Genomic DNA, 13,908 nt, shown 5'->3' with positions numbered 1-13,908 from the left:
GGGGGGGGCGGGGTCCTGGTGGGGCTCCTGCTGTGTAGGGGGGGCACGCCTGGGCCCCCCCCCCGTGATTGGCCCGGTAGGTCGGGACGGGCGCCGCGGGGGGGGGGCGGGGCCCCGCCTTTCTCGTACAGCTGTGGTGCGTGGGCCTCAGGCGGAGGTCTGCGCGGCGGCAGGCTGCGCGGTGGCCGTGGCCGCCTGCGTCCGGGCCTGCACCTGGACCTCGTTCTCCTTGGGCAGGCCCAGACCGGCGGCCTTCATGGCGCCACCGACGACGCCGCCGAGGAGGACGACGGCGATGCCACCCCAGAAGCCGAGCGGATAGGCCGCCACCATGAAGACGCCTGCGATGCAGAAGCCGATGAAGGAGATGGTGACACCGGTCCAGGCGGCCGGGGTGTGTCCGTGGCTGCTGCCCGCCATGAGTTTGCTCCTCGTTGCTGATGCTCTGGGGTGACCTGTTGCGCTGTGGTGAGCCAGAGGCTCAACTCTCATTGTCCCGTATGCCGTGGCATGCGATGACGTGGGGTGGCTCACGCTTCTCGTGTCGGGTCCTCGCCGCGGTCGAGGGCCTTCCACAGGTCCTCGGGACGGTCCGGGTCGACGACCGCGGCCTTGCGGGGCCGTGGGGTGCCGTCGCGCTCGTAGCGGCCGGACATCGCCGGCCACTGCTTGCCGTACCGCAGCGCGAGCAGGCCCGCGATCAGAAGCAGCAGGCTGCCCGCAACGGTCACATGGGGCCAGACGGTGTGCGTGAGGGCGTCGACCGTGGCGGCCGCGTCGCCCGTGGTCTTCGCCGCCTTCTCGTCGAGGGCAGCGCTGTCGGAGGCCCCGAGGAAGGCGGCGAGCGCCGCGCCCGCGCCGCTGAGGGCGAGCAGGGCGGCCACCAGCACCCGCCCGGCGCGACGGACCGCGAAGACGGCTACGAGGGCGGCCAGGCCGACGATGGCGAGCGCCGTCGGGACGCCGGTGACATCGCTGCCTTCGGCGTTGAGCGGCAGGGTGCCGCCGCCGACGGCGGCCGTGCCCTCGGCCCAGATCCGGCCGGAGGAGAGCAGCACGACGGTGGCGCCGACAGCGCCGAAGAACAGGGCCGCGGCGAGGCTGCGCCGACTGCTGTCGGCTGCGGACGCTGCTTCGGCGCGGGGCTGGGGTACGGGTACAGCAGTCACATACCCCACTATCCCTTACCGCCCGTTCAGCTGTTGAGGCGGTTCGCCGTGTGTACGGCGCGGAGCACCGCGGCCGCCTTGTTGCGGCACTCGGTGTCCTCGCCCACCGGGTCCGAGTCCGCCACCACACCGGCTCCGGCCTGCACGAATGCCGTGCCGTCGCGGAGCAGCGCGGTGCGAATGGCGATCGCGGTGTCGGAGTCGCCCGCGAAGTCGAGATAGCCGACGCAGCCGCCGTACAGTCCGCGCCGCGAGGGCTCCAGCTCGTCGATGATCTGCATCGCGCGGGGCTTGGGAGCGCCGGAGAGTGTGCCCGCCGGGAAACAGGCGGTGAGCACGTCGAAGGCGGTATGGCCTTCGGCGACCCGGCCGGTCACGGTCGAGACGATGTGCATGACGTGGGAGTACCGCTCGATCGTCATGAAGTCGACGACCTCGACGCTGCCGGGCTCGCAGACCCGGCCCAGGTCGTTGCGGCCCAGGTCGACGAGCATCAGATGCTCCGCGCGCTCCTTGGGGTCGGCCATCAGCTCGTCGGCGAGCGCCTGGTCCTCCTGCGGGGTAGTGCCGCGCGGCCGGGTCCCGGCGATCGGGTGGACCATGGCATGCCCGTCCTCGACCTTGACCAGGGCCTCGGGGCTGGAGCCGACGACATCGAAGCCGTCGAAGCGGAAGAGGTACATGTACGGGCTGGGGTTGGTGGCCCGTAGTACTCGGTAGACGTCCAACGCGCTTGCGCTGCACGGGGTTTCGAAGCGCTGGGAGGGCACGACCTGGAAGGCCTCACCGGCCCGGATGCGCTCCTTGATGTCCTCGACGGCGTCCTGGTAGTCCTTGCCGCCCCACGGCACGGTGAACTCGGGCAGTTCGGAGGGCGGCATCGCGGCGGGCGCGGAGGCCAGCGGCCGGGTGAGGTCGTCCTCCATGGCGTCGAGGCGCGCGACGGCGTCCGCGTATGCCTCGTCGACGCCGGTGTCGAGGTCGTTGTGGTTGATGGCGTTGGCGATCAGCAGGACGGTGCCGTCCCAGTGGTCGAGCACCGCCAGGTCGCTCGTCAGCAGCATGGTCAGCTCGGGGAGCTTCAGGTCGTCGCGCTCGCCGGGGCCGATCTTCTCCAGCCTGCGGACGATGTCGTATCCGAGATAGCCGACCATGCCGCCGGTGAAGGGCGGCATGCCGGATGCCAGGTCACGGGGGGTGTGCAGCGTCTCGACGGTGGTGCGCAGGGCCTGCAGCGGGTCGCCGTCGACGGGGACGCCGACCGGCGGGGTGCCGAGCCAGTGGGTGGAGCCGTCACGTTCGGTGAGGGTCGCGGAGGAGCGTACGCCGATGAAGGAGTAGCGCGACCAGGTGCGGCCGTTCTCGGCGGACTCGAGGAGAAACGTGCCGGGCCGCTCGGCGGCGAGCTTGCGGTAGAGCCCGACCGGGGTGTCGCCGTCCGCGAGGAGGCGGCGGCTGACGGGGATGACACGGCGGTCCGCGGCCAGCTTGCGGAAGGTCTCGAGATCCATGGCGCCCGACCCTACTTGTCCAGAAGTACGTCGGCGTCGAAGCAGGTGCGGGCCCCTGTGTGGCAGGCGGCGCCCACCTGGTCGACCTTGACGAGGATCGTGTCGGCGTCGCAGTCGAGGGCGACGGACTTGACCTGCTGGACATGGCCGGAGGTGTCGCCCTTGACCCAGTACTCCTGGCGGCTGCGGGACCAGTAGGTGCAGCGGCCCGTGGTCAGGGTGCGATGCAGCGCCTCGTCGTCCATCCAGCCGAGCATCAGCACCTCACCGGTGTCGTACTGCTGGGCGATGGCCGGAACCAAGCCGTCGGCGGTGCGCCTGAGGCGGGCGGCGACGGCGGGATCGAGGGAGCTTGCGGGGACACTGCTGGTCATACGGCCATTGTGCCGTGCTCCTGGGGCGGGACGGGCGGTGCGTCCACTGGGCGGACCCGGCGCCGCCGCCGTACGCTGGCGGACATGTCGACCCATGCCAAGCGTGAACGACTTCTGCTCGCCGACCTGTTGGAATCGGCGGGCCCCGAGGCCCCGACCCTGTGCGAGGGCTGGAAGACCAGGGATCTGGCCGCCCATGTGGTGGTGCGCGAGCGGCGGGCAGACGCCGCGGGCGGGATTCTGATCAGCGCACTCAAGCCCCGCCTCGAACGGGTGCAGGCGGAGTTCGCCGCGAAGCCGTACGAGGAGCTGATCCAGCTCATCCGTACGGGACCGCCGCGGATGTCCCCGTACGGCATCAAGCAGCTGGACGAGGCGGCGAACACCGTCGAATTCTTCGTCCACACCGAGGATGTGCGGCGGGCGCAGCCCGACTGGACACCGCGCCAGCTCGACCAGGTGTTCGAGAACGCTCTGTGGTCACGTCTGGAGAAGGGGGCCCGCCTGCTGGGCCGGAAGTCGCCGGTGGGCCTGGTGCTGCGCCGTAGGGACGGGCAGACCGCGGTCGCCCAGCGGGGCACCCCGGTGGTGACGGCGACCGGGGAGCCCAGCGAGCTGACGCTGTTCGCGTTCGGACGGCAGGACACGGCGCAGGTGGAGCTGGAGGGCGACAAGGACGCGATCGCCCGGCTGCACGAGGTCAAGCCGTTCGGGATGTAGTCGGCTCACCGTGGGCGCGCGGCGGGGCGTGAGGCCCTGCCGCCCGTCAGCGCACCGGGTGCCCTGCTTCCCGGAGAGTGTCCTTGACCTGCGAGATTCGCAGATCGCCGAAGTGGAAGACCGAGGCCGCGAGGACCGCGTCCGCGCCCGCCGCGATCGCCGGGGGGAAGTCCGCCAGCCTGCCCGCGCCGCCGCTCGCGATGACCGGGACCGTGACGTGCTTGCGCACCGCCGCGATCATCTCGGTGTCGTAGCCGTCCTTGGTGCCGTCGGCGTCCATCGAGTTGAGCAGGATCTCGCCCGCGCCCAACTCGGCGGCCCGGTGTGCCCATTCGACGGCGTCGATGCCGGTGCCCTTGCGGCCGCCGTGCGTGGTGACCTCGAAGGTGCCCTCGGGCGTGCGCCGCGCGTCGACCGACAGCACCAGCACCTGCCGGCCGAAGCGCTCGGCGATCTCGCGGATCAGCTCGGGGCGGGCGATCGCCGCGGTGTTCACGCCCACCTTGTCGGCGCCCGCGCGCAGCAGCTTGTCCACATCGTCGGCGCTGCGCACCCCGCCGCCCACGGTCAGCGGGATGAAGACCTGCTCGGCGGTGCGGCGCACCACGTCGTACGTCGTCTCACGGTTGCCGGAGGACGCGGTGATGTCGAGGAAGGTCAGTTCGTCGGCGCCCTCGGCGTCGTACAGCCTGGCCATCTCGACGGGGTCGCCCGCGTCGCGCAGATTCCGGAAGTTGACGCCCTTGACGACCCGGCCGTTGTCCACGTCCAGGCAGGGAATGACTCGGACCGCGAGTGTCATGCGGCACCTCCTCGGTACGCCTCGACCTCGACCTCGACGACCAGCCGGGGGTCGACGAAGCCGGAGACGATGAGCATCGACGCCGCGGGGCGGACCGAGCCGAACAGCTCCCGATGAGCACGGCCGACCTCGTCCACGTCCCGGGCGTGGGTGATGTACATCCGCGTGCGCACCACATGCTCGCGGTCGAGACCGAGGTCCTTCAGCGCGTCGACGGCCACACCGAATGCGGTGATCGTCTGGTCGTACGGATCGCCGTCGAGGACCACGCCGTCGACCACGGAGGTGCAACCGGACACCAGGACAAGGCCGTTGGGCAGTTCCACGGCCCGGGAGTAGCCGAAGGCCTCCTCCCACGGGCCGTTGGATGCGACACGGCGCACGGCGCCGGTCATTCCGCCACCGCCGCGAGGGCTTCTTCGAGGGTGAACGCCTTGGCGTACAGCGCCTTTCCGACGATCGCGCCCTCGACGCCCTCGGGGACGAGACCGGCGATGGCGCGCAGATCGTCGAGCGAGGAGACACCGCCGGAGGCGACGACGGGCTTGTCGGTGACCGCGCAGACGTTGCGCAGCAACTCCAGGTTGGGGCCCTGGAGAGTGCCGTCCTTGGCGATGTCGGTGACGACGTAGCGGGCGCAGCCCTCGGAGTCGAGCCGGGCGAGCGTCTCGTACAGATCGCCGCCGTCGCGGGTCCAGCCGCGGCCGCGCAGCGTCGTACCGCGCACGTCCAGGCCGACCGCGATCTTGTCACCGTGCTCGGCGATGACCTTGGCGACCCACTCGGGGGTCTCCAGCGCGGCCGTGCCCAGGTTGACCCGGGTGCAGCCGGTGGCCAGCGCGGCCGCGAGCGAGGCGTCGTCGCGGATGCCGCCCGACAGCTCGACCTTGATGTCCATCGCCCCGGCGACCTCGGCGATCAGGGCCCGGTTGTCGCCGGTGCCGAAGGCGGCGTCCAGGTCGACGAGATGCAGCCACTCGGCGCCTGCGCGCTGCCAGGCGAGAGCGGCTTCGAGGGGGGAGCCGTACGAGGTCTCCGAACCGGACTCGCCATGGACGAGGCGGACGGCCTGTCCGTCGCGGACGTCGACTGCGGGAAGGAGTTCAAGCTTCGGCATTACAGCGTCTCAATCCAGTTGGTCAGCAGCTGGGCGCCGGCGTCGCCGGACTTCTCGGGGTGGAACTGCGTCGCCCACAGCGCGCTGTTCTCCACGGCGGCGACAAAGCGCTCGCCGTGGGTGGCCCAGGTGACCTGGGGCGCGCGGATGGCGGGGTTGGTGACGTCGAGCTCCCAGTCGTGCACGGCGTAGGAGTGCACGAAGTAGAACCGTTCGTCGGGGTCGACACCCTTGAAGAGCTGGCTGTCGGCGGGCGCTTCGACGGTGTTCCAGCCCATGTGAGGGACGATCGGGGCCTTGAGCGGGCCGACCGTGCCGGGCCACTCGTCGAGGCCCTCGGTCTCGACGCCGTGCTCGATGCCGCGCGCGAAAAGGATCTGCATACCGACGCAGATCCCCATGACCGGGCGGCCGCCCGAAAGCCTGCGGCCGACGATCCACTCGCCGCGGGCCTTCTTCAGGCCCTCCATGCAGGCGGAGAAGGCGCCGACGCCGGGCACGAGCAGCCCGTCGGCGTTCATTGCCTTGTCGAAGTCACGGGTGATCTCGACGTCCGCGCCGACGCGGGCCAGCGCCCGCTCGGCGGAGCGGACATTGCCGAATCCGTAGTCGAAGACGACGACTTTCTTGCTCGCGGTCATTCCCAGATCCCCTGAATCCGCAGGACGCCGGCGACCAGACACATCACCGAGCCGATGCCGAGGAGCACGATCAGGCCCATGGGCATCTTCTGCTTGGAGAAGGAGTACACGCCGCCGGCGAGGAAGAGCCCGACGACGATGAGGATGGTGGAGAGGCCGGTCATGGGGTTAGAGCGCGCCCTTCGTGGAGGGGAGGATGCCGGCGGCGCGCGGGTCGCGCTCGGAGGCGTACCGCAGAGCGCGGGCCAGTGCCTTGAACTGGCACTCCACGATGTGGTGCGCATTGCGTCCGTACGGAACGTGGACGTGCAGGGCGATCTGCGCCTGCGCCACGAAGGACTCCAGGATGTGCCGGGTCATCGTGGTGTCGTACGAGCCGATCATGGGCGCCATGTTCTCGGGCTCGGTGTGCACGAGGTACGGGCGGCCCGAGAGGTCGACCGTGACCTGGGCGAGGGACTCGTCCAGCGGCACCGTGCAGTTGCCGAAGCGGTAGATCCCCACCTTGTCCCCGAGCGCCTGCTTGAAGGCGGCGCCCAAGGCGAGGGCGGTGTCCTCGATGGTGTGGTGCGAGTCGATGTGCAGATCGCCCTCGGTCTTCACGGTGAGGTCGAACAGGCCGTGGCGGCCGAGCTGGTCGAGCATGTGGTCGTAGAAGCCGACCCCGGTCGACACGTCGACCTTTCCGTGACCGTCGAGGTCGATCTCGACGACGACGGACGTCTCCTTGGTGGTGCGTTCGACACGGCCAACGCGGCTCATGCGTCGTACTCCTTCTTCAGCTCACGAACCGCGTCGAGGAACGCGTCGTTCTCGGACGGGGTGCCTGCGGTGACGCGCAGCCACCCGGGCACTCCGTTGTCACGGACCAGGACACCCCGGTCGAGGATCTTCTGCCAGGCGGTGTGCGCGTCGTCGAAGCGGCCGAACTGGACGAAGTTGGCGTCCGATTCGGTGACCTCCCAGCCGATCGCGCGCAGCTCGGTGACCAGGCGGTCCCGCTCGGTCTTCAGCTGCTCGACATACCCGAGCAGCGTATCGGTGTGCTCCAGCGCGGCGAGCGCGGTGGCCTGGGTGACGGCGGACAGGTGGTACGGCAGGCGCACCAGCTGGACGGCGTCGACCACGGCGGGGTGCGCGGCCAGATAGCCCAGGCGCAGACCGGCCGCGCCGAAGGCCTTGGACATGGTGCGCGAGACGACGAGATTCGGCCTGCCCTCGATCAGCGGGAGCAGCGAGTCGCGGTGGCTGAATTCGACGTACGCCTCGTCGATGACCACGAGCGAGGGCTTGGCGGCCTGCGCGGCCTCGTACAGCGCGAGGACCGTCCGGGCCTCGACCGCGGTGCCGGTGGGGTTGTTGGGCGAGGTGATGAAGACGACGTCGGGCCGGTTCTCGGCGATCGCCCGCTCGGCGGCGGGGAGATCGATCGTGAAGTCGTCGTTGCGCGGTCCCGAGATCCAGCCGGTGCCGGTCCCGCGCGCGATCAGCCCGTGCATGGAATACGAGGGCTCGAAGCCGATCGCGGTACGGCCCGGGCCGCCGAAGGTCTGCAGCAGCTGCTGGATGACCTCGTTGGATCCGTTGGCCGCCCAGACGTTCTCGGCGCCGACGCGGTGCTTGCCGGTCCGGGTCAGATACGCGGCCAGCTCGGTACGGAGCTCGACCGCGTCCCGGTCCGGGTAGCGGTTGAGCCCGCGGGCGGCCTCGGTGACCCGCTCGGCGATGCGCCGGACCAGTGGCTCGGGCAGCGGGTAGGGGTTCTCGTTGGTGTTCAGCTGTACGGGGACGTCCAACTGGGGCGCGCCGTAAGGGGACTTGCCGCGCAGTTCGTCCCTGATGGGCAGGTCGTCGATGCCGGTCATGCCTTCGGCACCTTCCATGCGAAGCGCGCCTTCATCGCGGCGCCGTGCGCGGGCAGGTCCTCGGCCTCGGCGAGCGTCACCACGTGGTGGGTGACCTCGGCGAGCGCGTCTCGCGTGTAGTCCACGATGTGGATGCCGCGCAGGAAGGACTGGACGGACAGGCCGGAGGAGTGGCAGGCGCAGCCGCCGGTCGGCAGGACGTGGTTCGAGCCCGCGCAGTAGTCGCCGAGCGAGACCGGCGACCAGGGGCCGACGAAGATCGCTCCGGCGTTGCGGACCCTCGCCACGACCGCGGCGGCGTCGGCGGTCTGGATCTCCAGGTGCTCGGCGCCGTACGCGTTGACGACCCGCAGGCCCTCGTCGACGCCGTCGACCAGGACGATCGCGGACTGCTTGCCGCTCAGTGCGGGGACGATCCGGTCCTCGATGTGCTTGGTGGCCGCGACCTGCGGCTCCAGCTCCTTCTCGACCGCGTCCGCGAGCTCGACGGAGTCGGTGACCAGCACGGCGGCGGCCATCGGGTCGTGCTCGGCCTGGCTGATCAGGTCGGCTGCGACGTGCACCGGGTCGGCGCTGTCGTCGGCGAGGATCGCGATCTCGGTCGGACCGGCCTCGGCGTCGATGCCGATACGTCCCGTGAAGTACCGCTTTGCGGCGGCGACCCAGATATTGCCGGGGCCGGTCACCATGTTCGCCGGAAGGCAGTCCTCGGTTCCGTACGCGAACATCGCGACGGCCTGGGCGCCACCCGCGGCGTACACCTCGTCGACGCCGAGCAGCGCGCACGCGGCCAGGATCGTGGGGTGCGGAAGACCCCCGAACTCTCTTTGCGGCGGCGAGGCGAGCGCGAGCGACTCGACGCCCGCCTCCTGCGCGGGCACCACGTTCATGATCACGGAGGAGGGATAGACGGAGCGGCCGCCCGGCGCGTACAGACCGACGCGCTCGACCGGGACCCACTTCTCGGTGACGGTGCCGCCGGGGACGACCTGGGTGGTGTGCTCGCCGCGGCGCTGCGCGCGATGCACGATCCTGGCGCGCCTGATCGACTCCTCCAGAGCGGCCCTGACCTCGGGGTCGAGCTGCTCCAGGGCCTCGCCGAGCGCCTCCGCGGGCACCCGTACACGCTCCAGCTTCACACCGTCGAACTTCTCCGCGTACTCGATCAGCGCCGCCGTGCCCCGATGATGCACGTCCTCGCAGATGGGCCGCACCTTCTCCAGGGCGGCTTCCACGTCGAACTCGGCACGGGGCAGCAGGTCGCGCAGAGCGCCACCCTCGGGGAGGGCGTCGCCGCGCAGATCGATTCGTGAGATCACGGAACCAATTCTCTCAGACCGGAATCGGCAGGTGGTCGCCCGTATCACTGGCTGATATGGGCCCCACAACATGACCATGACCACTAGCGTTCAGTCCGTTACTCAGCGGGAAGAACAGCTGTACGAACCAAGGAAGCGGAGGAGCGGCATTGACCGAGCCGCTGGACGACGGGCCTCCGGACGGACTGAGCCGGACCGAACTGCACATGTGGAACGCCTTCAGGAGCGGGAGTACGTACGACCTGAGCGATCCCAACCCCCTGCTGAACGATCCCTTCTCGCCCCGCCCCTGGGGCACCGAACGCAGCGTCCGCGCGACCATCGTCGCCCGGCTGCTGCTCAGCGGACCGTCCGCGCGGCCCGGCCGGGTCGCCGCGCTCAAGCTCCGCGGCGTCCAGATCACCGGCACTCTCAAGCTCGCGGGCGGCAGCATCGCGCCGTACGTCGAGCTGAACGGCTGCCGTTTCGACAGCGAAGTACTGATGCCCGAGGCGCACTTCACCACGGTCCGCATGGTCGGCTGTGCGATCCCGCGGATCGAGGCGGCCCGGCTGCGCACCGAAGGTGATCTGCATCTGCCCCGCTGCCGGGTCGAGCACGGCATACGGCTGACCGACGCGCAGATCGGCACCGATCTGCTGATCAACCAGATCCATGTCCGGCCGGACCGCAGGGGCCGGGCGATCACCGCCGACGGCATGTCGGTCGCGCAGGATTTACAGGCGGAACTGATCGAGACGTACGGCGAGTTCAGTCTGCGCGGTGCGAAGGTCGGGGTCTCGCTCTCGCTGCGCGGCAGCCGGCTGCGGGCGGCCGGTGAGCGGCGCGCGCTCAACGCCCCGCAGCTGAGCGTTGAGCGGACGCTCTATCTGACGGGCGCGTGGGTGAGCGAGTCCACGGGCAACCAGGGCGCCACTCCCCCCTTCGGCATCGGCAGTGCCGGCACGCCCGCGCGCGGCACCCGGCTGCAGCCCTTCCAGTGCCACGGCGGGGTCCGCCTCGACGACGGGCGCTTCGGTGACGCGGTTGATCTGCACCGGGCCCGTTTCGTACTGAACGCGCGCGAGGAGCTGTCGCTGCGCAGGATCGCCACTCCGGAGCTGCGCTTCAACGCGGAGCGCCCGGAGGAGGGGCGCGTCGTGCTGAACGGCGCGAAGATCGTGACGCTGATCGACCTGGCGACGAGCTGGCCGGGGCCCGGCGGACTCGCCATGGGCGGATTCGTCTACGAGAACCTCGTTCCGTACGAGGAGTTCCCGCTCAGCCGACGCCTGGAGTGGGTGGCTTCGGCGACCCCGGAGTACTCCCCGGAGCCGTACGAACGTCTCGCGACCGTGCTGCGCAACAGCGGCGAGGACTCGGACGCCCGCGAGGTGCTGCTCGCCAAACAGCGCCGCCGCCGGGAGACGCTGCCGCTGGCCGCGAAACTCTGGGGCTATCTGCAGGACTGGACCGTGGCGTACGGCTACCGCCCCGGCCGGGCGGCCCTGTGGATGGCCGTGCTGTGGGCGGCGGGAGCGGTGGCCTTCGCGCAGGTGGATCCGTCGCCGCTGAAGGTGGACGAGCATCCGCAGTGGAACGCCGCGCTCTATGCTCTGGACCTCCTGCTGCCGGTGATCGATCTCGGCCAGGACAGCTATTGGAGAGTTGACGGCCCCTGGCAATGGGCATCGACGGCGCTGATCCTGCTCGGCTGGATTCTGGCGACGACGGTCGCGGCGGGTGCATCCCGCCTACTGCGACGCGGCTGAGCCACTTTCTTTACGCTCTCTTGGCTTTCGCCAGGACAACCATTCGGCCGCTACGAACTCTTCACAGCTGGGCTCTGGCGCGCCTCCTGACCTGCAGTTTTCAATGGTCCGCACCATGTCATTGCTCCGTGCCCTGATTCGCACCGTGCGCATGATCCGTCATACGCCGCAGCTCGCCGACGGCCTGGCGCCCGACGAGACGGTGCTGCTCGACGCCCCCGACGAGCGGCTGAGCCCGGCACTCGTCGCGGCGGCGCTCGGTGAGTACGAACCGGCCGCCAAACTGCTGGCGACCACACGTGAATCAGCCGAATGGGAGAACCGCGACCGGTACGTGATGCGGCTCGCCGCGTTCGCGCACAACCGCGAGGAGTGGCTCACCACCTGGCTCGCCGCCGCGCCGCGCGACCCCGACGCGCTCGTCGTCAAGGCCGAACTCGCCGTCCGCAGGGCCTGGGAGTCACCGGCCAGGGCCGAGCGGCTGCGTGAGGTGGGGCCGCTGATCGACGCGGCGGCGGACGGCGATCCGAACGACCCGGTGCCGTGGCGGATCTCGCTCGACCACGCGCGCGGCACCCATGCCACGCACACGGACTTCGAGACGCTGTGGGCAGAGGCGATCCGCCGTTCCTCGCACCACTACGGCTGTCATGTCGCGGCCCTGCAGTATCTGTCCGCACAGTGGTACGGCTCGCACCGCGAGTGCTTCGACTTCGCCGAGCAGGCGGCGGCGGACGCGTTGCCGGGCTCGCTCGTGCAGGCGCTTCCGGTGCGCGCGGCGTTCGCACAGTTGCTCAGCGGGGACACCACGTCCGTGCAGGACGACCGGATCGACGCGGCGGCGGACCTGGCGATCACGCTCTCCGCGGACTACGCGGCCGGGGATCCCTGGCCGGCCGAGGTGCGCAACCTCCTGGCGTACGTGCTGGTGGGGCGGGGGCGCTGGGCGGAAGCGCTGGAGCAGTTCCGGCTGATCGGGCCGCATGCGACGTCCTTTCCGTGGACGTCGGTGACCGATGATCCGCTGGGTCAGTTCCTTGAGGCACGGGACGGTGTACGGCTCGAGATCGCCTCGATGACACCTCTGCGCCCAAGGGCCGGACGAAGCAGGTCTCTGGGCCATTAGGCTTGAGCGTTGTGACCACCGCACGTCTGTCTCTCTTCCCGCTGAACTCGGTACTGTTCCCGGGCCTCGTCCTGCCCTTGAACGTGTTCGAGGAGCGTTATCGCGCCATGATGCGCGAGCTGTTGAAGACGGACGACTCCGAACCGCGCCGCTTCGCCGTGGTCGCCATCCGCGACGGCCGCGAGGTCGCGCCGACCTCGCCCGGCATGCCCGACCCAACCGCGCTGCCCGAACGCGGTCCCGCGGCGGGCTTCGGCGACGACCCGATCCAGGCCTTCCACCGGGTCGGCTGCATCGCGGACGCGGCGACGATCCGCGAGCGCGATGACGGCAGCTTCGAGGTGCTGGCCACGGGCACGACCCGGGTCAAGCTCATCTCCGTCGACGCGAGCGGCCCGTATCTGACGGCCGAACTCGAGGAGATCCCGGAGGAGTCCGGGGACGGCGCGGGGGCACTGGCCGAGGGCGTGCTGCGTGCCTTCCGCAGCTACCAGAAGCGGCTTGCGGGCGCGCGGGAGCGCTCGCTGTCCACGGGTGCGGACCTGCCGGACGAGCCGTCGGTGGTGTCGTATCTGGTGGCGGCGGCGGCTGTGCTGGACACCCCGGCGAAACAGCGCCTCCTGCAAGCGCCCGACACGGCGACCCGGCTGCGGGAGGAACTGACGCTGCTGCGCTCGGAGACCGCGGTGATCCGCCATCTGCCGTCGCTGCCCGCCGTCGACCTGACCCGGGCGCCGACGAGCCCCAACTGACAGGAGCCCCCCTCCGTGGCGAAGAAGCCCAAGAAGTCGGCCGCGTCCGGCGGTACGCCCGCGACGGTCGCCCTTGCCGCGGCGGGTACGGCCTTCACGGTGCACGCCTACGACCATGACCCGGCGTCGGCGTCGTACGGCGAAGAGGCGGCCGAGGCGCTCGGCGTCTCCCCCGACCGGGTCTTCAAGACCCTGGTCGCGGACGTCGACGGCGAACTGACGGTGGCGGTCGTCCCGGTGGCGGGCCAGCTGGACCTCAAGGCACTGGCCGCGGCGGTGGGCGCGAAGCGCGCGACGATGGCCGACCCGGCAGCGGCGGAACGCACGACGGGCTATGTCCGCGGCGGCATCTCCCCCTTGGGCCAGCGCAAACGCCTCCGCACGGTACTCGACGCGTCGGCGTCGGCCCACGCCACGATCTGCGTCTCGGCGGGGCGCCGCGGCCTGGAGGTCGAACTGTCCCCGTCGGACCTGGCTTCGCTGACGGCGGCGGTGCTGGCTCCGATCGGGCGGGCGTAGGGGCTCGACGGGGCGGGTGTCCTCGGCTACGACCGTAGGGACGCCCTACGGGAATGAGGACACGGCATGTCCAAACGCACCCGCAAGCGGAAGTGGCGCATCCGAAAGCACCGAGCCAACCACGGCCGCCGGCCGGCGTAACGACGCGCCTGCGGCGGGCTTGTTCCCCTACCCGCCCCTTCCCGAACTGGGGCTCCGCCCCAGACCCGCGCCTCAAACGCCGGCGGGGCTGGATATGCGGC

17 protein-coding genes are annotated in these 13,908 nt (G+C 70.6%); 5 read left to right on the top strand and 12 right to left on the bottom strand.

Annotated features, from left to right (window positions below):
• Nucleotides 1-147: 147 nt before the first annotated feature.
• The 4 genes from ABZS64_RS37885 to hisI form a co-directional block, all read right to left on the bottom strand.
• Nucleotides 148-420: an HGxxPAAW family protein gene (locus ABZS64_RS37885; protein ID WP_355839556.1), complete on the bottom strand. Its 273-nt coding sequence runs from the start codon at nt 418-420 to the stop codon at nt 148-150.
• A gap of 110 nt (nt 421-530) precedes the next feature.
• On the bottom strand, nt 531-1,178 hold the full coding sequence (locus ABZS64_RS37880) for a TIGR02234 family membrane protein (RefSeq protein ID WP_355839554.1): 648 nt from the start codon (nt 1,176-1,178) through the stop codon (nt 531-533).
• 17 nt (nt 1,179-1,195) lie between these two features.
• Nucleotides 1,196-2,680 (bottom strand): anthranilate synthase component I, encoded by a 1,485-nt coding sequence (locus ABZS64_RS37875; protein ID WP_355839552.1) that lies wholly within the window; start codon nt 2,678-2,680, stop codon nt 1,196-1,198.
• Nucleotides 2,681-2,691: 11 nt separating this feature from the next.
• Nucleotides 2,692-3,054, bottom strand: a complete 363-nt coding sequence (gene hisI, locus ABZS64_RS37870) for a phosphoribosyl-AMP cyclohydrolase (RefSeq protein WP_355839550.1) — start codon at nt 3,052-3,054, stop codon at nt 2,692-2,694.
• Between the two features lie 84 nt (nt 3,055-3,138).
• Between hisI and ABZS64_RS37865 the strand changes: the two genes are divergently transcribed.
• Complete coding sequence (locus ABZS64_RS37865) at nt 3,139-3,774, top strand: TIGR03085 family metal-binding protein (protein ID WP_355839548.1); 636 nt, start codon at nt 3,139-3,141, stop codon at nt 3,772-3,774.
• 46 nt (nt 3,775-3,820) lie between these two features.
• On the opposite strand, the gene hisF is transcribed toward ABZS64_RS37865, so the two are convergent.
• From hisF to hisD, 8 genes are read right to left on the bottom strand one after another with little or no spacing between them, the layout of a single operon-like run.
• The gene (gene hisF, locus ABZS64_RS37860; RefSeq protein WP_355839546.1) at nt 3,821-4,576 is read right to left on the bottom strand and encodes an imidazole glycerol phosphate synthase subunit HisF; all 756 of its coding nucleotides are present in this window, start codon (nt 4,574-4,576) and stop codon (nt 3,821-3,823) included.
• Nucleotides 4,573-4,971 (bottom strand): RidA family protein, encoded by a 399-nt coding sequence (locus ABZS64_RS37855; RefSeq protein ID WP_355839544.1) that lies wholly within the window; start codon nt 4,969-4,971, stop codon nt 4,573-4,575. The genes hisF and ABZS64_RS37855 overlap by 4 nt, the downstream gene beginning before the upstream one ends.
• On the bottom strand, nt 4,968-5,693 hold the full coding sequence (gene priA / locus ABZS64_RS37850) for a bifunctional 1-(5-phosphoribosyl)-5-((5-phosphoribosylamino)methylideneamino)imidazole-4-carboxamide isomerase/phosphoribosylanthranilate isomerase PriA (protein WP_355839542.1): 726 nt from the start codon (nt 5,691-5,693) through the stop codon (nt 4,968-4,970). The genes ABZS64_RS37855 and priA overlap by 4 nt, the downstream gene beginning before the upstream one ends.
• Nucleotides 5,693-6,334: an imidazole glycerol phosphate synthase subunit HisH gene (gene hisH, locus ABZS64_RS37845; protein WP_355839540.1), complete on the bottom strand. Its 642-nt coding sequence runs from the start codon at nt 6,332-6,334 to the stop codon at nt 5,693-5,695. Before hisH ends, priA begins: the two co-directional genes overlap by 1 nt.
• Complete coding sequence (locus tag ABZS64_RS37840) at nt 6,331-6,498, bottom strand: hypothetical protein (protein WP_175258652.1); 168 nt, start codon at nt 6,496-6,498, stop codon at nt 6,331-6,333. Before ABZS64_RS37840 ends, hisH begins: the two co-directional genes overlap by 4 nt.
• Before the next feature lie 4 nt (nt 6,499-6,502).
• A complete protein-coding gene (hisB, locus tag ABZS64_RS37835) occupies nt 6,503-7,096 on the bottom strand; it encodes an imidazoleglycerol-phosphate dehydratase HisB (RefSeq protein WP_142216534.1) in 594 nt (197 codons plus the stop codon).
• Entirely contained in the window at nt 7,093-8,199 is a 1,107-nt protein-coding gene (locus ABZS64_RS37830) for a histidinol-phosphate transaminase (protein WP_355839537.1), read from the bottom strand. Before ABZS64_RS37830 ends, hisB begins: the two co-directional genes overlap by 4 nt.
• Complete coding sequence (hisD, locus tag ABZS64_RS37825) at nt 8,196-9,518, bottom strand: histidinol dehydrogenase (protein WP_355839535.1); 1,323 nt, start codon at nt 9,516-9,518, stop codon at nt 8,196-8,198. The genes ABZS64_RS37830 and hisD overlap by 4 nt, the downstream gene beginning before the upstream one ends.
• 149 nt (nt 9,519-9,667) lie before the next feature.
• Here hisD and ABZS64_RS37820 point away from each other — a divergent pair, with 149 nt between their 5' ends.
• From ABZS64_RS37820 to ybaK, 4 genes are all read left to right on the top strand, one after another.
• A complete protein-coding gene (locus tag ABZS64_RS37820; protein WP_355839533.1) occupies nt 9,668-11,269 on the top strand; it encodes an oxidoreductase in 1,602 nt (533 codons plus the stop codon).
• Nucleotides 11,270-11,372: 103 nt separating this feature from the next.
• Nucleotides 11,373-12,395 (top strand): hypothetical protein, encoded by a 1,023-nt coding sequence (locus tag ABZS64_RS37815; RefSeq protein ID WP_355839531.1) that lies wholly within the window; start codon nt 11,373-11,375, stop codon nt 12,393-12,395.
• An 11-nt stretch (nt 12,396-12,406) separates the two neighbouring features.
• The gene (locus ABZS64_RS37810) at nt 12,407-13,147 is read left to right on the top strand and encodes an LON peptidase substrate-binding domain-containing protein (RefSeq protein ID WP_355839529.1); all 741 of its coding nucleotides are present in this window, start codon (nt 12,407-12,409) and stop codon (nt 13,145-13,147) included.
• 15 nt (nt 13,148-13,162) lie between these two features.
• Complete coding sequence (gene ybaK, locus ABZS64_RS37805) at nt 13,163-13,666, top strand: Cys-tRNA(Pro) deacylase (RefSeq protein WP_355839527.1); 504 nt, start codon at nt 13,163-13,165, stop codon at nt 13,664-13,666.
• Nucleotides 13,667-13,908: the final 242 nt, after the last annotated feature.

The sequence above is a fragment of the Streptomyces sp. NPDC005408 genome (assembly GCF_040606445.1).
Classification (GTDB): domain Bacteria; phylum Actinomycetota; class Actinomycetes; order Streptomycetales; family Streptomycetaceae; genus Streptomyces.
This window is presented reverse-complemented; position numbering and strand designations above follow the sequence as displayed.